Source organism: Pseudomonas sp. W5-36 (assembly GCF_046540455.1).
GTDB lineage: Bacteria > Pseudomonadota > Gammaproteobacteria > Pseudomonadales > Pseudomonadaceae > Aquipseudomonas > Aquipseudomonas graminis_B.
In genome coordinates this window covers 114,033-134,529 of sequence record NZ_JAXCIQ010000015.1, presented here as the reverse complement: position 1 = coordinate 134,529, position 20,497 = coordinate 114,033, and the positions used below count along the sequence as shown (strand labels likewise).

The following is a 20,497-nucleotide window of genomic DNA, read 5'->3' as shown; positions in this document are numbered from 1 at the left end:
TGTAATTGTTCTGTAGGCGTCGATAATAGTTTCAATAATTAAATGCTCAAGGAACGAGTCGATGCCTATTGACCTGCCGCCCTCTGCTTTGCCTGATAATCGGTCCGCCGCGGCCATAACGGTTGGGCCAGCCTCCTGCAGGGATATCAAGCTTCTTATGGCCAACAGTGTCGCCAGGCAGATCAGTCGGGTAGTGAAGCCATGAGTTCAATGCGCGAACAAGCCATGAACTATGTCTATCAGCAAGTGCTGCAGCGTCTTTCAGGTTATTTGAATCGCAACGAACGAACAGCGCTGCAGTTGTTGATCCAGCGTTTGATTGTCGCCGCAGGCGGAATTGACAGGATTGGCGGCTATAAAGTGTTGGTGGCATTTAGCGGCGGCAAAGACAGCGCCTATACCGTGGCCATGTTGCGTGCTGCGCAACTGACCATCGCCGCACGCGGGCCGGCAACGTTCAGGCTGCGGGTGGCCAACATGCGTCATGCGGGCATTACCTCGGCGGTAATGGGCAACATCGACCGCTGCTATTCGGCGCTGTTTCTCCACGACGACCCGAGGGTCGAGCTGCTGGTGATCGATCATCAGTACGTGCAGATCTTCGAGCCCGATTTGCCCTTTTCGACGGCGGGTCGTGAACAGAATCGCTCCGACCTGCTGCTGGGCGGCCACCTGACCGCTGGCGATGCGCGAACCACCTTCTGCAACAGCTGTTATCTGGGCATGGCGGATTTCCTGGTCCGCGCTGCCAGCTGGGGTGACGGCGTCCACGCGGTAATCAGCGGCGACTCGCTCAAGGAGCAGAAACAGTACGCGACCTGGATCATGCGTCTGGCGCGCCATGGCGGTCGAAAAGTCGACCCCTGGCACACCTTGGGTTTCAGCGGAGCATTGAGCGTCATCGACAGGGTCGGGCGCGCCTATTACGAGGAGCTGTACGGCGAGGCGGCAGACGGGACGGGCTACGGCCGGCCACCGGTATACCCGCACCGCAACATCGCCCCGACGTTGCTGACTGCCGCGGACCTCATCGGCTTTCGCACGGAGGAACACTGGGGGCTGCTCACTGACTTTCTGGGCTTCCGTTTTGATGACCTGGCGTTCAGCTTCAGCGAATCGGACTGCGCCAACCCGCTGCTGATGGCCCACCTGCGCGGGCTAAAGGCCGAATTCATTGAGGGGAGGGCGTACAGCGAGGGCATCGCCGAGTACCTGCAGCTGGCGGGCGCCATGATGCGCCGCAAACGCATGCCCGCTCGATTGATCGCCCAGGCGCTGGCCGCCTACGACAGCCCGGAAAAAATCGACGACCGCCGTCAGCTGGCCGAAGGCTACGGTCAGGAGGCATTTGGCCTGGGCGAGACGCAATGGGTGTGCCTGCTGTTCTCGCCCTTCGTCGACGCCGGCGCCCGGCTCGAGGATTTCCTGCGTCGGTATCACCCCGGCATGCTGGTAGGGCTCAGCGATCTGCACAAGACCCTCGCCGGTGAGATCGTCCCGGACCTGGTGCCGCACTGGCTGGTGGAAGTCAGCGGCCTCAGTCTGAAGGGACTGCAATCGCTGTACGCCAAGCGCCACGTGGACTTCAACGACGACCAGTCGATCATCGCCCGGGTACGCGCCAGCGACCCTGACAAACGCCGGGTGGCGACGGTCGATCCGCTCACCGGCGCCCGGACCACGGAACTGATTTCGGGGCGCTGAAGGCTGCTCCGTGAACTGATGCGAAGTGATGCGACGAGCCTCGGGCGGTCGACGGGGTTCTTTCTCAATGACCCTGCGCCTGGCGCATGGATGGGGTGTTCGATGAATCACAACAAGACCGACTTTGCCTACCAGAGGGTGTACCGCTACCTGCTCAGGCTGACCAACGAAATATCGTCCGGGCCGGCTGTACGTCTGCCTTCGTTGCGGCTGCTGGCGCGAAGGCTGCGCGTTTCGATTTCCACGGTGCAGAACGCCTACAGCCTGCTCGAAAAGGAAGGACGAATCTGTTCCGTGCCCAAGTCCGGCTATTTCGCGCTGCCCAATCCCTGTAACGATATGCCGCTGGAAGGCGATGACGTGTTCACGCGTTTCCATGCCAGCGCCCGGCGCCCGGACATGTTCGTCTTCGGCGCCGATGAGCCGACGCTGCTGGTGTCGCTTCACGGTGCGCTGCTAAGCGTTGAGCGCGACTTCATGCGTCACTACCCTTGCCAGCCCGACCCGCGTTTTCAGCCCTTCGGCGATGTCGAGCTGCGCACGGCCCTGGCGGGCCACTACACCTCTTCCACCGAGCATTGCTGGCACCCGGACAACGTGTTCATCGGGCCTGACAAGACCGGCGTGCTGAAGACGGTCATTGAAGCGTTGCAACTGCGTGATTGCGCCGTGCTGGTGGAGTCGCCGTGCGGCTGGAGCATTCTGCGCACACTGCAGGCCTACGGGATTCGGGTGATTGAAGTCTGCACCGACGCGCAAGGGGGCATCGACGTCGATGAGCTGGGTGCGCTGATCCAGCAGGAAGGCGTGAAAATGGCGATTGTGTCGTCGCGGATGGACCCGGTTCGCGGGCAATTGATGCCTTCCGCCCAGCGTGTGCGGATGGCGGAGGTGTTGAACCTGCAGGGATTGTGGGTGCTGGAGAACGATACCCATGGCGGCTTGTGTTTCGAGGAGGGCCGTTCGCCGTTTCGGGATTTGATTGATCCGCAGCGGCTGCTTGTGCTGGGGGCGTTCGACAAGATGATCGGACTGGAGGCGCCGTTCGGGTATCTGTTGAGTCGGCATTCGCGGGCGCTGTTGCATCAGCAGTGGGTGTTGCGTTCGTTCCGTTTGCCGCCGGTTCGGCAGAAGGCGATTGCGCGGTTGTACGCGTCGGGGCAGCTGGATCGACACATGGGTGAGTTGCGGGGTTGTCTTGAGCGGCGGGTCGGGGAGTTGGTGAGTGGGGTGGAGCAATATCTGGGGGATGAGGTGGCGTTTGTGCGTCCTCTGGGTGGGGCGTCGATCTGGCTGGAGAGTGTGCATCGGGTGGATACAGCGCGGGTGTTCAATCGGTTGCTGGAGCAGCGGATCGTGGTGGCGCCGGGGGAGTTGTTCAGTGTGCGGGGGTTGCATCAGCAGTGTGTGCGGGTCAGCGCGACGGTGGATTGGGATCAGAATATTGAGTCGATGCTGGTGATTATTCGTAATGCGCTGGTGCAAGAGCGGATGGGATAGGTCCCTTTCAGATCAAGATCAAGATCCTTAAGATCAAGAGCGTCCGCCTGGGGGCAGACTGTTTCTGCCTTCGGCGAGTTACTTGGAAAAGTCGAAAGTCGCACCATCCCCAAGTAACCAAGGGTGCTTGCTCTCGGTTGGGTTCCTCCTTCGTCGGAATACCCTCACTCCGACGACGCTCCGTGGGCCCGCGCCGAACGGACATCCATGTCCTGACGGCGCTCTCGCCGCATCCATGCGGCTCGGCCCACTGCGCGTCGTCTACGTTCGGCCTGCACCAAAGTCGCGTTTGGTGTCGTTTGGGCGTTTTGCGTAGGAAGATCAAGATCAAAAGCGCTGCGCAGATCAAGAGCTTCCCGGCTGAAGCCGGTCCTACGGTCGAGGTCGCCGCAAATCCCACTGTACGCATGCGATGCCTTTGTAGGACTGGCTTTAGCCGGGAAGAGGCCAGTTCATACAGCATCGATTTTGATCCTGAAACCGGCTTGGTTGATCGTTCCCACGCTCTGCGTGGGAATGTATCCCCTGGCGCTCTGCGCTGAAATCTGTCCGCCAATCCATTTCCGTTTGCCTCGACCGCATTGAGCTGTTATCTGTGCGTCCGTCCAGTGTTCCGATCGACGGCCAGCCTTTTCAGTGACTTCCATTTCCAGCATTTCCCCCGATACCCGCGCAGTTTCTGTCGAGCCTGTGGCGGTGGCGGCTGTCGATCCGGAAACGGGGTATCGGGTCGCAGTGCGGGAGTTGTGTGAGTTTACGGCGAAGGCGGGGGATCTGGATTTACGGTTTACGCCGTCGCCCACGGCGCAGGAGGGGATTGCCGGGCATCGGACGGTGGCGGCGCGGCGTGGGCCGCAGTATCAGACCGAAGTGGCGTTGAGCGGGGTGTTTCATGAGCTGAAGATTCGGGGCAGGGCGGATGGTTACGACGCTGCGCTGAACCAGCTCGAGGAGATCAAGACCTATCGCGGCGACCTGAGCAGCATGCCCGCGAACCATCGGCAGTTGCACTGGGCCCAGGCGAAGGTGTACGGCTGGCTGCTTTGCCAGCAACTGCAGTTGGCCGAGGTCAATCTGGCGCTGGTGTACTTCAACATCATCAGTGAGCAGGAAACCCTCATTCAGCAGCGTTTCACGGCGGCCGAGTTGCAGGCATTTTTCGAAGCTCAGGCAGGCATCTTTCTGCAGTGGGCGCGGCAGGAGCTGGCCCACCGCGATGCCCGCGACCATAGGCTCAGCGCTCTGAAGTTTCCCCACGCCGATTTCCGTACCGGGCAGCGGGCGTTGGCCGAGTCGGTGTACAAGGCGGTGAGCACCGGGCGCTGTTTGATGGCCCAGGCGCCCACCGGCATCGGCAAGACCATCGGCACGGTGTTTCCGATGCTCAAGGCCGCGCCGACGCGCAAGCTGGACAAGGTGTTTTTCCTGACCGCCAAGACCCCGGGCCGCAAGCTGGCGCTGGATGCGCTGAGCGTGATTGGCCGAAGTGCGCCGGAGCTGAACCTGCGCGTGCTGGAAATGGTCGCGCGGGACAAGGCCTGCGAATACCCGGACAAGGCGTGCAACGGGGATTCATGCCCCCTCGCCAAAGGTTTTTACGACCGACTGCCGGCGGCGCGGAGCGAGGCGATGATCAAGCCGTGGCTCGATCAGGCAGGCGTGCGTGAGGTTGCGCTGGGCCATCAGGTTTGCCCGTATTACCTGAGCCAGGAGCTGGCGCGCTGGTCGGACGTGGTGATCGCCGACTACAACTACTATTTTGACCTCAGCGGCATGCTGTTCGGGCTCAGTCAGTTCAATCAGTGGCGGGTCGCGGTGCTGGTGGACGAGGCCCACAACATGGTGGAGCGGACGCGGTCGATGTACAGCGCGACCCTCGATCAGCACAGCATGAATCAGGTGCGGCAGAGCGCGCCGGAGCCGGTGAAAAAAGCCCTGCAGCGGCTCAATCGTGACTGGAACGCCCTGCACAAAGAGCAAGTCGCGCCGTACCAGGCCTACGCCGCCACACCGGCCAAGTTTCTGAACAGCCTCAATCTGTGCATCACGGCGTTCGGCGACTACTTCAACGAGCACCCCCACGCGGCCAACGACGAGTTGCAGAGCTTTTATTTCGAGGCGATCCAGTTCGGTCGTATTGCCGAGCTGTTCGACGAGCACTTCCTGTTCGACATCAGCAAGCGTGAGCTGGGCAGCAAATCGCTGTCCCGGCTGTGCCTGCGCAACGTTGTGCCGGCCGGTTTCGTGCGTCCGCGCCTGACCGCTGCGATCAGCGCGGTGCTGTTCTCCGCGACCCTTAATCCACGGCATTTCTACCGTGACTTGCTGGGCCTGCCCGACACCACGGCGTGGGTCGACGTCGAGTCGCCGTTCCAGCGCTCGCAGCTGGACGTGGAAATCGTCAGCCGCATTTCCACCCGCTACACCCATCGGCAGGCCTCGCTGGCGCCCATCGTCGAGCTGATGGCGCGGCAGTTCGAGGCGCGGCCGGGCAATTATCTGGCGTTTTTCAGCAGCTTCGATTACCTCCAGCAAGTCGCCGAGCTGATGGAACGCAGCCACCCTGATGTGCCGGTGTGGAAACAGTCTCGGGGCATGGCCGAGGCGGAACGGCAGGCGTTTCTCGAGCGCTTTACGCCGGCCAGTCAGGGCATCGGTTTTGCGGTGCTGGGCGGCGCGTTCGGCGAGGGCATCGACCTGCCGGGGGCGCGGTTGATCGGCGCGTTCATTGCCACCTTGGGCCTGGCGCAGATCAACCCGGTCAACGAGCAACTCAAGCAGCGGATGAGTCTGTTGTTTGGCGCCGGTTACGACTACACCTATCTCTACCCCGGCATGCAGAAAGTGGTACAGGCCGCCGGCCGGGTGATTCGGGGTCTGGACGATCGCGGCGTGGTGGTGCTGATCGACGATCGCTTCGCCGAGCGCAAGATTCAGCAGCTGTTGCCGGCGTGGTGGCAACTCTGATCAGCCTCTGTTAATTGTCTCAGGACGTTACGGATCAATAGCCGAGCGCCACTGTCCAACTGCCAGTAAACTGCCGCGCTAATGGCGTTTCAGGCGGCGGTTAAGGTTGCTTCCCGCCTCGTCGGGACCTTTTCTTTTTGTCATTTCCCTATTTTTCATCCACGGAGGTTTCGCATGAGTATCAGTCCATTCGCGGGCAAATTGGCGCCTGCAGAATTGCTGGTCGATCTTCCTCGTCTGGTGACGGCCTATTACACCGGCCAGCCCGATGCGTCGGTGGCGACCCAGCGTGTTGCCTTCGGTACCTCCGGGCACCGCGGCAGCTCTTTCGAATTGAGCTTCAACGAGTGGCACGTGCTGGCCATCAGTCAGGCGATCTGCCTGTACCGCAAGGCCAACGGCATTGATGGCCCACTGTTCCTCGGCGCCGACACCCACGCCCTGTCGACCCCGGCGGCCGCTTCGGCGTTGGAAGTGCTGGCGGCCAACGGTGTCAACGTGATGATTTCCGAGGGCGACGAATACACCCCGACGCCGGCGATTTCCCACGCCATCATCTGCTACAACCGCGGGCGCACGACCGGTCTGGCCGACGGCATCGTCATCACCCCTTCGCACAACCCGCCGGAAAGCGGCGGCTTCAAGTACAACCCCACCAACGGCGGCCCGGCTGACTCGCACATCACCAAGTGGATCGAGAACAAGGCCAACGAGTTGCTGGCCGAGCGCATCGTCAACGTCCAGCGCATCACCCACGAAAAAGCCCTGCGCGCCGACACCACCCATCGCCACGACTACATCAACACCTACGTGGCTGACCTGAAAAACGTCATCGACATGGACGCCATTCGTGGCGCCAACCTGCGCTTGGGCGTTGATCCCCTGGGTGGCGCGGGCGTGCGTTACTGGTCGGCGATCGGTGAGCATTACGGCCTGAATCTGGACGTGGTGAACAAATTCGTTGATCCGACCTTCCGCTTCATGAGCGTGGACTGGGACGGCAAGATTCGCATGGACCCGTCGTCCAATTTCGCCATGCAGAGCCTGATCGGCCTGAAAGATCGCTTCCAGGTGGCTTTCGCCTGCGACCCGGACCATGACCGCCACGGCATCGTGACGCCAACCGGTGGCTTGCTGGCGCCGAACAATTACCTGGCGGTGTCCATCGATTACCTGTTCCAGAACCGTCCCGATTGGCGCGCAGACGCGGCCGTCGGCAAGACCGTGGTCAGCAGCGGGATGATTGATCGCGTGACCCAGCGTCTGGGCCGCCGCCTGTATGAAGTGCCGGTGGGCTTCAAGTTCTTCGCCGAAGGTTTGTACGAGGGTTCGCTGGGCTTTGGCGGTGAAGAAAGCGCCGGTGCGTCGTTCCTGCGCCGCGACGGGACGGTCTGGACGACGGACAAGGATGGTTTGATTCCGGCATTGCTGGCCGCGGAAATCCGCGCGCGCAAAGGGCGCGATCCGAGCGAGATGTACAAGGCGTTGACCGATGAGTTGGGCGAGCCGGTCTCGACCCGCGTTGAGGCGAAGGCGAACTTCGAGCAGAAGGCGCTGTTGAGCAAGCTGTCGCCGGAGCAGGTGACATCGACAGAGCTGGCGGGGGAGAAGATCGAAAGCATCCTGAGCAAGGCGCCGGGCAATGATCAGGCGATCGGTGGCCTGAAGGTCATTACCGAGAATGGCTGGTTTGCTGCGCGGCCGTCGGGGACTGAGGATATTTACAAGATCTATGCCGAGAGCTTCAAGGGCGAGGATCACCTCAAGCGTCTGGTGGCTGAGGCGCAGGTGCTTGTAGATTCGGCGATTGCGCCGTAGGGGTTGCATACAAAGTAGTGTGTAGGGGACTGATTTATTTACAGCGCTCCACCGTAAATAAATCTGTCCCCGGTTAAACCTTGTCCCCGGTTAAACCTGCGCTGTGGCGTAAGAAGATCAAGAGCGTCTGCCTAAGGGCAGACGTTTCGCCTTCGGCGAGTTACTTGATAAAGCCCCAAGTAACCAAGGGCTAGTGCTCCCGGTTGGGCTCCTCCTTCGTCGGAGTTCCCTCACTCCGACGACGCTCCGTGGGCCCGCGCCGAACGGACATCCATGTCCTGACGGCGCTCTCGCGGCATCCATGCCGCTCGGCCCACTGCGCGCCGTCTGCGTTCGGCCTGCACCCAAGTCGCGATTTGTGGTGTTTGAGCCATCGCGGAAGAAGATCAAAATCAAGATCAAGTACAGATCAAAAGCTTCCCGGCTAAAGCCGGTCCTACAGTCCGCGCCAATTCCATCGATTGCACGCGTTGCTTTGTTGATCGTGCCCACGCTCCGCGTTGGCATGGATCTCGGGACGCTCCGCGTCCATTCCCGGCTAAAGCCGGTCCCACTGAATGCACGCGGTGTCCTGTAGGACCGGCTTCAGCCGGGAAGCTGTTGACCTGCTTTTGATCCTGATCCTCAAACACATAACGCCCAGACGACACCAATCGCGACTTCGGTGCAGGCTGAACGGAGGTCTCGCGGAGTGGGCCGAGCGGCATGGATGCCGCGAGAGCCGCCCCCCGCCATGGATGGCGGATGGCGGCGGGCCCACGGAGCGAGACCGGAGTGAAGGAACCCCGAGGAACGAGGGGCCCAACCAGGAGCAAGCACCCTTGGTTACTTGGGGTGCTTTTCCAAGTAACTCGCCGAAGGCGAAACGTCTGCCCCCAGGCAGACGCTCTTGACTTACCGCTCTTAAGGATCAGGCAACATCCACGAGGACGATTTCGCTGTCTTCGAGGGCCGTCACCCGCAACACACGCTCATCCTCAACCGCCACACCATCTCGCGCTTCGGCACGGAGACCATTGACCTCAATAACACCCGTCGCAGGCACCAGATACGCCCGGCGGCCAGCATCCAGCACATACTCAGCCGACTCCCCGGCCTTCAGATTCGCCGCCACCAACCGGGCATTGGCCCGAATCCGCAGCTCGATATCATCGTCCGCCTTGCCGCTCGCCAGCGTCACAAAGCCCTCGCGGTCGCCTTTCGGGAATGGCTTGGCGCCCCAGGACGGCGGAGCACCGACCTCGTCCGGCATGATCCAGATCTGGAAAATCCGCGTCTCCTTCGACTCCAGATTGTATTCACTGTGCGCCACACCCGTCCCGGCGCTCATCACCTGCACATCACCCGCCTCGGTACGGCCACGGTTGCCCAGGCTGTCCTCGTGAGTAATGGCGCCCTCACGCACATACGTGATGATCTCCATGTCCCGGTGCGGGTGACGCGGGAAGCCCGTGCCGGCTTCGATCACATCATCGTTCCACACCCGCAGCTGGCCCCAGTTCATGCGGCTCTCGTCGTAGTAACTGGCGAACGAAAAATGGTGATGGGCGTTCAGCCAGCCGTGGTCGGCGCCGCCAAGGGATTTGAAAGGTCGAAGTTGCAGCATGATCACTTCCTCCGTAGCAGGGCCGGGCCTGTGGCAGGGCGCCGCTGGTGATGACTTGTCAGTCGATGGGGCCATGATCTATCAGCTAACTATCGATAAAAAGCGTAAGTTGTGCATGAATGCAATCGGTTAATTAGATATTTAGCCGTTCTTACACGCTATAAACCCGTTGCCCTTTATCGGCTAACTCCCTGACGGCAAAGCATTTCACTGGTTCTGAAAGACGAATGGGGCGACCATAGGTGCCCTGTCGATAACCCGATACCCGGAGCCCGCGTGCCGCACGATTTTTCCGCCGAGCTACCCAACGAGCCCAACTCACTGCCGCCTGACCTCAACACCCCCGAACGCCTGCCGTTCTTCAAACGGCTCATGGCCCGCATGATGGGCGGCGGTCTGTCGCGCATGCAGGCGCAGCACGTGCCGTCGTGGCACCAGGGCCACGCCGATGGCTACCTCAACGGCCATGCCGAGGGCATGAACGAGGGTTACGCCGAGGGGCATCTGGATGGCATCGAAGAAGGCCGGCAGGTGCTGGTGATTCGCGACACCCGGCTCCTTGAGCACCGCGGTCCGCGGGTTGACGATCACCTGTTCGACGACTGGCGCCTGCCACTGACCAACGAGCTGAAAAAGCGCATCAAGGCTGACGTCGCCGAGAAGCTGCCCGCTCACGCGCAACCGACCGCCGCCCAGTGGAAGATGATTTTCAGCGACACGCCGTCGACCTACGTGATTGCCGGTGCCGGGGCAGGCAAATCGACCTCGCTGGTGTTGCGCGTGCTGCTGCTCAATCACTACTTGGGCTTCGAGTTGGACGCCATGACCGTGGTCACCTTTACCCGCGAGTCGCGCAAGGATTTCATCCACAAACTCATCGAGATCATGGCGCTGTGGGGCCATGACCTGAGCCTGCGTCAGGCCCGCGAGATGGTGCGCACGTTCCATTCGCGCATCCTGCCGCTGGTGCGCAGCCTGCCGGGTTTCGAGCAGTTGCAGGCCTTCGAGAACCTCAGCAGCCAGTCCGGCCAGCTCTTCGACGACAGCGCCGACAGCAACCCATTCGACCTGCGCATTAATGACGCCCAGCGCCAGCAGTTGAACCTGTGTTACCGCGATCTGTACGCCGCCAATTCACGCTTTCGTGACGTCATGGCGCCCCTGTACCGGCAGTCCCTGCAACTCAAGGAGCTGGACCGCGATCACCCGGACGTGCAGAAGCGCATCACCGTGATGGGCCTGTCGTCCAAGCGCGACGAGGAACTGTGCGACGTCATCGAAGACCTGTGGATTCGCGCTGGCGCCTGGCCGATCCAGGGCGTCGAGCCGATGCGCCAGACCGTCGAAGTCAGTGGCCTGACCTTTCACGTCCACGGGTATGCCGCCGAGCTGGATGCCTGGATCGTCCTTGGCTTCGACCCCAGCGAAGACCAGCACCTGCGCCGCCCGGACGCCAAGCTGCCGGTGTGGGCCGAGTGGGTGATCAAGCGCACGCTGTTTCAGGCGTTTTGCCGCAAGCCGGTGATCTGGCTGGAAAACTACCAGGCCTCGCGGGGCATGATGCAGTCGTTGTCCGGCGCGGCCGTGGCGGGGCCGGGCTTCGATTACAAGGTCAAAGGCGAGCTAAGCGCGGCGCCGCTGCTGGACTGTTTTGTCGCCGCTGCCAGCTTCATCGAGAACCTCGGGCTGGACGTGCCGGACGCCGTGGCGCAGATGAGCTTCTCGGATCAGGACCCCGACCGGTTTTTCTTCGAGGCGCTCAGCCTGTTCTGGAAGGCCTTCGAGAATCACCTGCTGGATCAATCGCCGCCGGTAATGACCTACAACCGGATGTTCTCGCTGTTCGGTGAAAACTCGCCCGAAAACCTCAAGCTGGTCAGCGACGCGGGGCTGCGACCGCTGTCGCATTTGATGATCGATGAGTTCCAGGATGTCTCGCCGCAGATCGTCTCGTGGATCCGCGCCAGCCTGCGCGAGATCCGCAGTCGTGGCCCGGCGCTGCATGTCGGGCGTGGCGCCCAGCGTTCATCGCTGCTGTGCGTGGGCGATGACTGGCAATCGATCTACGGCTGGCGCGGCAGTTCGCCGAAATTCTTCATGGAGTTTGCCAAGGAGTTTTCCTCCCCCGCGACCACCAAGGTCATGCTCAGCGACAACTTCCGCAGCCACCAGCACATCATCGACGCCGCCGAACACATCGTACGCGCCGCACCGGCCATCAGCGGCAAGAAGGCCCGCGCCAGCGGCGCCGAGCAGGCGCTGCTGCCGGTGACCGTACTGGACCGCGACGATGACCGGCTGCTCGCCAGCCTGAAGGAACATTACAATGCCGGCGACTCGGTGCTGCTGCTGTACCGCAAAGGCAGTGAACGCAGCCGCTTGCCGGAAGCCTTGCAGGCCCTCGCCGATGCCGATTACCGGTTGCCGCCCCAGGAACGTCGCCTGAAGCAACTGACCTACCACAGCGCCAAGGGCCTGCAGGCCGACGCCGTGTTTCTGCTCGGCGATTGTCAGCATCTGACGCAGTCGCCGTACAAGAATCAGGTCTATCAGCTGGCGGGTCTGGGCCGGGAAGGGGATCTGGAAGCGTTCGACAACGCGCAGAAAGATGAAGTGTTGCGTCTGGCCTATGTCGCCATCACCCGCGCGGTTCGTCACTGCTACTGGTTTATCGACGCCGCGGGTAACGACGATGCAAACATCCCGCGCGCGTCGGCGAGGGTTGCAGGGGACAAGCCGTTTTTCGATGATCGCCGAGGCGCTGCTTCACTCAGCACGTCGTTGAGCACGTCACTCGGCACTTCAGTCGAATAGAGCATGACGCCCAGGCCTTCAGACCCGATTGAGGTACAGCGAGCGTCTCGGAATGAAGGTTTCGATCTCCAGTTCGATGGCCTCGATGATGCGCTCGACATCCGTCGCATTCATCACGGTGGCGCAGGGGATGGCGGCGATGGCGATCACCGTCTCACCGCTGGCCCTGTCGAACAGGCGGGCCACCATACTGCCGGGTGCATCCATGTTGGCTTCGAAGCCCACCGGATGAAAATGCCAGCGCATCAGCTGGCAGGCGTTCGGGAACGTGACTTTGTTCATGGACCCACCTCGTTCAATCGAGCACTTCACAAGCTCCGCAGGGTAGGAAAACGGCAGGTCTGTCCAGGCTTCGGTAGCGATCGACACGTCGCTTGGCCAAGCCCGGCACCCAGACCAAGGGTCAGGTAAAGGTAGCACCGCGTTTAGACCGTGTCGGTAAATAAATCCCGGCCGATTGGAAATTTCATCTTTAGTTGATCTTTGTCATGTGACGCTTATAGCCAGGCGCATGTTTAAACAAAGGCTGAATCGTTATAGCTATCTAAAAACTCTCGTACAAAGTTGGCTAGCATAAATATATCTCTCTAAACGTTTAATGCCTTCGCATGAAAGTTAAGGCGCTGCCGATAACAGGACGAGTGACAATAAAAGACGCCATGCAGTATCAGCCTTCCAGAGAGATCATCCATGTCGATAAGAAACATGAACATTGCGCCTCGCGCATTCCTGGGATTCGCTTTCATTGCCGCGCTGGTCATTGGCTTGAGCGTTTTCTCGGTCCACCGGATGGCGCAGATTCGCCAGGCCACCATTGACATGGAGTCCAACCAACTGCCGAGTATCGGCCATTTAACCGGGATGCTGGAGAACAGCCTGCGCTTGCGCATCACCTCGTTTCGCACGCTGGTCAACCGGGAACCGGCATCGCTGCGTGAAACCGATGCACGGATCGCTGAACTGATCGGTAAGTTGCAGGCTGCCAAAAAAGCCTACGCCGCACTGCCGGCCGAGGCGGATGAGCTGGCGCTTTACAACCAGTTTGAAGCGACGCTGGCGACGTTCCTTGGCATTCAGGCCAACGTGCTGGATTTGTCCCATCAAGACAAGGTTGATGACATGCGCGCGTTGATCAACACCCGCATGAAGGAAGCCACTGATCTCATGGGTGCGCAGATCAACCAGTTGATCGCCATGAACACGAAGAGCGCCACGGAAGCGGGAGAGATTTCCAGACAGGAATATGAAAGCGCCAACCTGAGCATGATTGCGGTGTCAGCGGTCGCCGTCCTGCTCACCATCCTGTTGGCGTGGGTGCTCACCCGAAGTATCGTCAACCCGATGAGCCGAGCGGTTCGTGCCGCGGAAGAAATTTCATCGGGCGATCTGACCCGGTCCATCGAAGTCGACGGCAAGGACGAAGCGACCCTGCTGTTGCGCGCCCTGGCAACGATGCAGCGCAATCTGCGCCAGACCATCGAGCTGATTTCCGGCTCGTCCACGCAACTGGCCTCGGCGGCCGAGGAACTGAGCGCGGTGACAGAAGAGTCCTCGCGCGGTTTGCAACAGCAGAACAACGAGATCGAGCAGGCGGCAACGGCGGTCAACGAGATGACGGCCGCCGTCGAGGAGGTCGCGCGCAACGCGGTGTCGACGTCCGAAGCGTCACAGCAGTCCAACCAGACCGCGCGTCAGGGCCGTGAACGGGTCATCGAGACGGTTAGGTCAATTCAGGACATGGCCCAGCAGATTCAGGCCACTTCCGGGCTGGTCGAAGGCCTGGCTGCCCAGGGGCGTGACATCGGCAAGGTGCTGGACGTGATTCGCTCGATTGCCGAGCAGACCAACCTGCTGGCCCTCAACGCGGCCATCGAGGCCGCGCGTGCGGGGGAGGCGGGTCGCGGGTTTGCCGTGGTCGCCGACGAAGTCCGCGCGCTGGCCCACCGCACCGCGCAATCGACCACGGAAATCGAACAGATGGTCGCCGGCATTCAGACCCGCACCGGCGACGCCGTGCAATCCATGTCGCGCAACACCGAGAGCACCCGCACCACGCTCAGCCTGGCCAGTTCGGCAGGTGATGCACTTGAGCTGATCACCGAAGCCATTGCGCAGATCAATGAACGCAACCTGGTGATCGCCAGCGCCTCGGAAGAACAGGCGCAGGTGTCGAGGGAAGTCGACCGCAATCTGGTCAACATCCGCGACCTCGCCGCGCAGACGGCGGCCGGCGCGAACCAGACCAGCGCGGCCAGCCATGAACTGTCACGACTGGCGGTGGACCTGAAAGCAATGGTGGCGAAGTTTGTGGTCTAAGCGGCTGATTTGGTGAGGGTCACAGGTCTCAAGGGCTGGTGGAATCGTGTGGGAGCGAGCTTGCTCGCGAATAGGGTCGCAGAGCCGCGTTTCTGCGCACGGGCTGAGTTCGCGAGCATTACCTGATCCCACCGGGTAGATGTCAGCCATGCCACGCAGCAGGATTGACCAGATCCTTCGGTCGCTCGCCTGCCAGGGCCGCCAGCAGGTTGTCCACGGCACAGCGGGCCATGGCCTCGCGGGTCTCGTGGGTCGCCGAGCCCATGTGGGGGGTTGCCACCACGTTGTCCATCCTCAGTAGCGGCGAGTCCGGGCTCACGGGCTCCTGTTCAAAGACGTCCAGACCTGCCGCGCGGATCTGGCCGTTCTGCAGCGCGGCAATCATCGCCTGCTCGTCCACCACTTTGCCCCGGGCGATGTTGATGAAGATCGTCTCCGGGCGCATCTGCGCAAATTGTTCCGTGCCAATCAGTCCCTCGGTTTCAGCGGTCAGCGGCACGGTCAGGCAGACAAAATCAGCTTCGCGCAACAGGTCCTCCAGGCTGCGATAGCGGGCCTCAAAGCGCGCTTCCACCGCCGGCTTCGGTGAGTGACTGTGATAGATCACCGGCATCCCGAAACCGAAATGGCCCCGTTGCGCGACCGCTTCGCCAATCCGGCCCATACCGATGATGCCCAGCGTCTTGCCGTGCACATCGGAACCAAAATGCTTCGGCCCGATGTTCTGCTTCCACTGGCCATCGCGAACCATATTGGCCAGCTCCACCACCCGACGGGCCGTGGCCATGATCAGCGCGAAACCGGTGTCGGCGGTGGTTTCAGTCAGCACGTCCGGGGTGTTGGTGAGCAGAATGCCGCGCCGGGTCAGGTACTCGATGTCGTAGTTGTCGACGCCCACCGAGACGCTGGACAACGCCTTGAGCTTCGGCGCCAGGTCCAGCAGCTCGGCATCCAGCTTCACGCTTGCGCCCAGCAGGGCATCGGCGCGGGGCAGGGCGTCGCGCAGGCGGGCCAGGCCGTCGCTGGATTTCGGATCGTCGATCAGCGTGACCTCGGCCTGGGCTTGCAGGCGCTCCATCAAAGGCGCCGAGAGTTTTTTGTACAGCACAACATGGTGAGTCATCGAAGGGCTCCGGATCAGGAATGGGCAGGCGCGGGACCAACGCCAGGCTTGTCGCTCAGCGGGCGGGGCTTGCTGTCCGGCTTGAGCAGCAGCGTCAGCACCACCGACACCAGCAGCGCGCCGCTCATGAACAGGTACGACGCGCTCAAGGTACCGGTGACGCCGTTGAGGTAGCCGACGAGGTAGGAACCGGCGAAGGAACCCAGCGCGCCGAGGCTGTTGATCAAGGCCATGGCGCCGCCCGCGACGTTGGCCGGGAGGATTTCCGGGACGATGGCGAAGAACGGACCGTAGGGCGCGTACATGCAGGCACCGGCAATGACCAGCAGCGAGTACGACCACCAGAAATGCTCGGTGCCCAGCGCATACGAGCCGTAGAACGCAACGGCGGCCAGCAGCAGCGGCGGCCAGACAAACGCTTTGCGCTTCTGGGTTTTATCGGACGCCCACGACACCAGCACCATGCCGATCACCGCCGCCAGATACGGCAAGGCAGAAAGCCAGCCGGCTTCAACCATGTCCATCTGCATGCCTTTCTTGATGATCGTCGGCAGCCACAGCACGAAGCCATAAACGCCGATGCTCCAGCAGAAATACTGCGCGGCCAGCAGCAGCACGCGTGGCGAGCGGAAGGCTTCGGCGTAGTTTTTTACTGGCTTGATGCCGACCTGTTCGGCGTCGAGGCGCGCTTGCAGTTCGGTCTTTTCTTCAGCGGTCAGCCACTTGGCCTGGGCCGGACGCTCGTCCACCAGACGCCACCAGATAAACGCCCAGATCACCGCCGGCAGGCCTTCAACGATGAACATCCAGCGCCAGCTGAAGTGCGCCACCAGATAGCCGGACACCACCGACATCCACAGCATCGTCACCGGGTTGCCGAGAATCAGCACGGTATTGGCCCGCGAGCGTTCGGCCTTCGTGAACCAGTAGCAGAGGTACACCAGCATCGCCGGCATGACGGCCGCTTCGACCACACCGAGCATGAAGCGGATGCCGATCAGCATGTAAGCGTTGGAGACGATGCCGGTCAGGGTGGCCAGGCCGCCCCACAGAATCAGGCTGACGAAGATGAATTTCTTGACGCTTTTTTTCTGGGCATAGATGGCGCCGGGCACCTGGAAGAAGAAGTAGCCGAGGAAAAACAACGCACCCAACAGGGACGACATGCCCGGGGTGATATTCAGGTCTTCGGCCATCCCCGAAGCAGCGGCGAAGCCATAGTTGGCGCGGTCCAGGTACGCCAGGCTGTAGGTGATGAAGACGATGGGCATGATCAATAGCCAGCGACGTTTGAGGCCGGCGTGTTTCACGGATTCGAGCAGCTTGTCCATTTCAGGCTCCCTGAGCATGTTGTTTTTGTCGCAGCAGGTGATGGAGGTTCGGTGTGTGTAAACGCGAGGTTCAGGCGCTCTGTCGTCGCGCGCCTGCCGAGACGTTGGCGGCATCGAGGGCGGCGCGGGTAGGCAGGCCTTCCATGTCGCCACGGCTTTGCACGGCCTGGCTGCCGACCCAGTTGCCCCGGGCAGTGGCCTGTTCGAAGCCGAGGTTTTCCAGCAGCGCGCTGATCACGCCGACGGCAAAACCGTCGCCTGCGCCCACGGTGTCGACCACCTTTGGCACCGGCACGCCGGGCAGGAACGCCTCATTGAGTTGGGTTCGGTAATACGCACCCTTGGCGCCGAGTTTGATGATCACCGCCTCGACGCCCATGTCCAGGTAGAAACGGGCGATGTCCGCCGGTGTGTCGAAACCGGTGAGCAATTCACCCTCGGCCAGCCCCGGCATGACCCAGTGGGCGTGGCTGGCAAGGTGGTTGACTTCGCGGATCATCGTCGCCTGGCTCGACCACAGCGAAGGCCGCAGATTGGGGTCGAACGACACGCTGCGGCCGGCCTCGCGCATTTGCGTCATCAGCACGTGGGAAAGCTCCCGACAGGTGTCGGACAGCGCCGCCGGGATGCCCGTGGCGTGCAGATGCCGGGCCTTGAGCAGCTCGGGGACGATGTCGTTGACCGACAAATGGCTGGCCGCCGAGCCGCGACGGAAGTACTCGACCACAGGGTCCGCGCCTTCCAGCTCCAGGGATTTGAATTGAAAGCCGGTGGGGTGCGCGGCGTCCACGGTAACGTGGCCGCAATCAACGCCTTCCTGTTGCAGGCTGTCGGTGACGAAGCGGCCCATGGAATCGTTGCCGACCCGGCTTAGCCACGCGACCTTGAAGCCCAGTCGGGACAGCCCGATCGCCACATTGCTGTCGGCGCCGGCGATGCGTTTCTCGAAGTGGCGAACCTGCGCCAAGTCACCGGTTTGCTCGGCCACCAGCATGGTCATGGTCTCACCGAACGAGAGAATATCGATCTCAGACATGGCTCAGCGCCTCCGTTTCCTTCGCGTTGGAGTGAGTGGGCTGCGACTGGCCAAGGCGGGCGAGCAGGGCAACCTGTTCGCGGGTCACTTGCAGCAGGTCATCGCCTTGCAGCGGGTATTCAACGGCGCGGGGCAGGTTTACCGGCATGTGCTGGATGAGCTGTTCCCACGCTTGCAGATCGGCCGGCGCTGGCGGTACGGCGATGAGCTTGCCTGCCCCGTTCCGGGTGATTGCCTTGCAGTGCAGGTACTCGACGTAACGCCCCAGCTGCTGTGCGGCGTCGCGGGCGGACTGTTCCTGCCAGCGCCAGTTGCCGATGTCGAAGGTCATGCCGATGGGCATTTGCAGCGCGGTGAGCTGCGCGAAGAACCGAACGAAGGGCTCGATGCGGCCACCTTGCTCGGTCTGATCGTTTTCCACCAGCAAGTGAACGTCATAGGGTGCAAGACGATCGGCCAGCGCCGCCACGTCGCAGTGCTCGCCAAAATGCCCCAGCGATACTTTGAGCCAGAACGCACCGCACGCCGTGGCGCGTTCGAGGGTCGGGATGAGTTCTTGGTTCGGCTGACTGTCGCCTTCGAGCCACAGCTCAAGGGGAGCGGAGTACAGGCATTCCAGGCCTTGAGTCTGGATGGCGCGGGCGAGGGCAGGGAGGTCTTGGTCGTCGACGCTGGGGCTGAACAGCTCTTCCCGCAGCTCGATGCGCGTGACGCCAGCGTTGACCAGCAACGGGATGAAACTGGCCTGGCCTTGGCCGCGTACATGATCGGCGCCGAAGGCGCCGAGGCTGATGGCAACGGATGGTAGGGTCATTATTATTGTCCTCTGAAACCGGTTACATTTTTGTTCGAACGAGCGAACCGAGTAAAAGTTCGCGTCGGCGTGCAGGGGTTGACCTGCGGTATCTGTTTGGGTCGGTCAGGTCTGTCGTCGGGTCGAGCCGCGGGCGATCAACTGTGCAGGGAAGTCGTACAGCCGCACCGGCTCCTGGTCGCCACGCAGTCGGTTCAGCAGGCACTCGAAGGCGGTAATGCCCATTTCGTGGGTGGGCTGCGCCAGGGAGGTGATGCCGCTGCCGACGAGTGGGTACCAGTTCAGCTCGTCGAGGGCGATCAGGCCGATGTCGTTGAACAGGTGGCAGCCCAGCTCATGCAGTTGACGGGTGGTGATCAAAGTGGCGACGCCGTTGGCAGTGAACAGGGCCTTGGGGCCGGGGCCTTGCTGCGCGAAGAAGTCGCGCAACAGGTCGCGCAACGCCTCGCCAGTTTCGCAGACCTGGCCACGCATGCCGGCGCGCTGAGTGATTTGGTGTTTGAAGGCGTCGACCCGCTCGATCCGCGAACTGGTGCCGTCCTGGGGTTCGGTGACCATGAGTACGTCGCGGTATCCGGCGTCATGCAGATGATCCAGCGCTTGCCGGACCGCCGCGACGTTGTCGAGGCCGACGAGATCGCTGTGCAGTTCATCGACTTTGCGGTCCACCAGCACCATCGGCAGTTCGCGGTGCAGTTCGCGCAGTTCGTCGAGGTGATGGCCGAGGGTGTTCACGATCAGGCCTTCGATGTTGTAGGAGCGAAGTGCCGCGAGGTGCAGGCGTTCCTGTTCGTCGTCGCGGTCGGTGTTGCAGACGACGAGGCTGTAACCGTGTTTGCGGCAGGCGGTCTCGACGCCGTGCATGACGGCGATGGAGTAGGGGTTGCGGATGTCGGCGACGAGCATGCCGATCAGGCGGGTGCGGCCGCGTTTGAGGCCGCGGGCCATTTGGTTGGGGCGATAGCCGAGGGTGTCGATGGCCTGTTCGATGCGTTTGGCGATGGCGTCGGACAGCAGTTGGCGGTCATCGCCGATGAAGCGCGAGACGCTGGCCTTGGAGACGCCGGCGAGGTCGGCGACGTCGTTCATGGTGACGCGGGTGCGCGTCCGGGTGGAAATGATGTTCACGGCCTGGACCTTATTGGATTTATCAGCAGGCTTATGGGGAGAGCTCTTTCGCTCTGAAACCGGTTTCAGGAGACACCAGATTCGGGGTTGGCGTCAATACGCTGTTAAAGGCATCTGCCTAACGGCAGATATTTCGCCTTTGGTGGTTTTTAGATCTAGAGCGTCTGCCTGGGGGCAGACTTTTCGCCTTCGGCGAGTTACTTGGAAAAGCACCCCAAGTAACCAAGGGTGCTTGCTCTCGGTTTGGCCCTTCGTTCCTCAGGGTTCCTTCACTCCGGTCTCGCTCCGTGGGCCCGCGCCGAACGGACATCCATGTCCTGACGGCGCTCTCGCCGCATCC

At 61.8% G+C, this 20,497-nt stretch carries 13 protein-coding genes and 1 pseudogene; 7 read left to right on the top strand and 7 right to left on the bottom strand.

Annotated features, from left to right (window positions below; all coding sequences use genetic code 11):
• Nucleotides 1–201: 201 nt before the first annotated feature.
• From SLW74_RS21345 to pgm, 4 genes are all read left to right on the top strand, one after another.
• Complete coding sequence (locus tag SLW74_RS21345; RefSeq protein ID WP_410930009.1) at nucleotides 202–1,704, top strand: hypothetical protein; 1,503 nt, start codon at nucleotides 202–204, stop codon at nucleotides 1,702–1,704.
• Between the two features lie 102 nt (nucleotides 1,705–1,806).
• The gene (locus SLW74_RS21340) at nucleotides 1,807–3,204 is read left to right on the top strand and encodes an aminotransferase class I/II-fold pyridoxal phosphate-dependent enzyme (protein ID WP_410930008.1); all 1,398 of its coding nucleotides are present in this window, start codon (nucleotides 1,807–1,809) and stop codon (nucleotides 3,202–3,204) included.
• Between the two features lie 696 nt (nucleotides 3,205–3,900).
• Nucleotides 3,901–6,171, top strand: coding sequence for an ATP-dependent DNA helicase (locus SLW74_RS21335; RefSeq protein ID WP_410930020.1), 2,271 nt, complete (start codon nucleotides 3,901–3,903; stop codon nucleotides 6,169–6,171).
• 174 nt (nucleotides 6,172–6,345) lie between these two features.
• Nucleotides 6,346–7,989, top strand: coding sequence for a phosphoglucomutase (alpha-D-glucose-1,6-bisphosphate-dependent) (gene pgm, locus SLW74_RS21330; RefSeq protein WP_410930007.1), 1,644 nt, complete (start codon nucleotides 6,346–6,348; stop codon nucleotides 7,987–7,989).
• Nucleotides 7,990–8,899: 910 nt separating this feature from the next.
• On the opposite strand, the gene SLW74_RS21325 is transcribed toward pgm, so the two are convergent.
• Nucleotides 8,900–9,595 carry a pirin family protein gene (locus SLW74_RS21325; protein ID WP_410930006.1) on the bottom strand — a complete coding sequence of 232 codons (696 nt, stop codon included), beginning with the start codon at nucleotides 9,593–9,595 and terminating at the stop codon, nucleotides 8,900–8,902.
• A gap of 372 nt (nucleotides 9,596–9,967) precedes the next feature.
• On the opposite strand from SLW74_RS21325, the gene SLW74_RS21320 reads away from it, so the two are divergent.
• A complete protein-coding gene (locus tag SLW74_RS21320) occupies nucleotides 9,968–12,409 on the top strand; it encodes a UvrD-helicase domain-containing protein (protein ID WP_410930019.1) in 2,442 nt (813 codons plus the stop codon).
• A gap of 18 nt (nucleotides 12,410–12,427) precedes the next feature.
• Here the strand turns inward: SLW74_RS21320 and SLW74_RS21315 are convergent, their stop codons facing one another.
• Nucleotides 12,428–12,691, bottom strand: coding sequence for a DUF1652 domain-containing protein (locus SLW74_RS21315; RefSeq protein ID WP_410930005.1), 264 nt, complete (start codon nucleotides 12,689–12,691; stop codon nucleotides 12,428–12,430).
• Nucleotides 12,692–13,099: 408 nt separating this feature from the next.
• Here SLW74_RS21315 and SLW74_RS21310 point away from each other — a divergent pair.
• A pseudogene (locus tag SLW74_RS21310) lies at nucleotides 13,100–13,588 on the top strand (MCP four helix bundle domain-containing protein); the annotation flags it as partial.
• Between the two features lie 93 nt (nucleotides 13,589–13,681).
• A complete protein-coding gene (locus SLW74_RS21305) occupies nucleotides 13,682–14,725 on the top strand; it encodes a methyl-accepting chemotaxis protein (RefSeq protein ID WP_410930018.1) in 1,044 nt (347 codons plus the stop codon).
• A gap of 142 nt (nucleotides 14,726–14,867) precedes the next feature.
• On the opposite strand, the gene SLW74_RS21300 is transcribed toward SLW74_RS21305, so the two are convergent.
• From SLW74_RS21300 to SLW74_RS21280, 5 genes are all read right to left on the bottom strand, one after another.
• Nucleotides 14,868–15,848 carry a 2-hydroxyacid dehydrogenase gene (locus SLW74_RS21300; RefSeq protein WP_410930004.1) on the bottom strand — a complete coding sequence of 327 codons (981 nt, stop codon included), beginning with the start codon at nucleotides 15,846–15,848 and terminating at the stop codon, nucleotides 14,868–14,870.
• A gap of 14 nt (nucleotides 15,849–15,862) precedes the next feature.
• Nucleotides 15,863–17,179 carry an MFS transporter gene (locus tag SLW74_RS21295; RefSeq protein WP_410930003.1) on the bottom strand — a complete coding sequence of 439 codons (1,317 nt, stop codon included), beginning with the start codon at nucleotides 17,177–17,179 and terminating at the stop codon, nucleotides 15,863–15,865.
• 70 nt (nucleotides 17,180–17,249) lie between these two features.
• Nucleotides 17,250–18,215, bottom strand: a complete 966-nt coding sequence (locus SLW74_RS21290; RefSeq protein ID WP_410930002.1) for a sugar kinase — start codon at nucleotides 18,213–18,215, stop codon at nucleotides 17,250–17,252.
• Nucleotides 18,208–19,029, bottom strand: coding sequence for a sugar phosphate isomerase/epimerase family protein (locus tag SLW74_RS21285; RefSeq protein WP_410930001.1), 822 nt, complete (start codon nucleotides 19,027–19,029; stop codon nucleotides 18,208–18,210). Before SLW74_RS21285 ends, SLW74_RS21290 begins: the two co-directional genes overlap by 8 nt.
• Before the next feature lie 105 nt (nucleotides 19,030–19,134).
• Nucleotides 19,135–20,118 (bottom strand): LacI family DNA-binding transcriptional regulator, encoded by a 984-nt coding sequence (locus SLW74_RS21280; RefSeq protein WP_410930017.1) that lies wholly within the window; start codon nucleotides 20,116–20,118, stop codon nucleotides 19,135–19,137.
• Nucleotides 20,119–20,497: the final 379 nt, after the last annotated feature.

Excerpts from the sequence above, each read along its gene's own strand:
- SLW74_RS21320 (WP_410930019.1), top strand. The coding sequence starts at position 9,968 with ATGGCCCGCATGATGGGCGGCGGTCTGTCGCGCATGCAGGCGCAGCAC.
- SLW74_RS21340 (WP_410930008.1), top strand. The coding sequence starts at position 1,807 with ATGAATCACAACAAGACCGACTTTGCCTACCAGAGGGTGTACCGCTAC.
- SLW74_RS21285 (WP_410930001.1), bottom strand. The coding sequence starts at position 19,029 with ATGACCCTACCATCCGTTGCCATCAGCCTCGGCGCCTTCGGCGCCGAT.
- SLW74_RS21345 (WP_410930009.1), top strand. The coding sequence starts at position 202 with ATGAGTTCAATGCGCGAACAAGCCATGAACTATGTCTATCAGCAAGTG.
- SLW74_RS21280 (WP_410930017.1), bottom strand. The coding sequence starts at position 20,118 with ATGAACGACGTCGCCGACCTCGCCGGCGTCTCCAAGGCCAGCGTCTCG.
- SLW74_RS21315 (WP_410930005.1), bottom strand. The coding sequence starts at position 12,691 with ATGAACAAAGTCACGTTCCCGAACGCCTGCCAGCTGATGCGCTGGCAT.
- SLW74_RS21290 (WP_410930002.1), bottom strand. The coding sequence starts at position 18,215 with ATGTCTGAGATCGATATTCTCTCGTTCGGTGAGACCATGACCATGCTG.
- pgm (WP_410930007.1), top strand. The coding sequence starts at position 6,346 with ATGAGTATCAGTCCATTCGCGGGCAAATTGGCGCCTGCAGAATTGCTG.
- SLW74_RS21300 (WP_410930004.1), bottom strand. The coding sequence starts at position 15,848 with ATGACTCACCATGTTGTGCTGTACAAAAAACTCTCGGCGCCTTTGATG.
- SLW74_RS21325 (WP_410930006.1), bottom strand. The coding sequence starts at position 9,595 with ATGCTGCAACTTCGACCTTTCAAATCCCTTGGCGGCGCCGACCACGGC.
- SLW74_RS21295 (WP_410930003.1), bottom strand. The coding sequence starts at position 17,179 with ATGGACAAGCTGCTCGAATCCGTGAAACACGCCGGCCTCAAACGTCGC.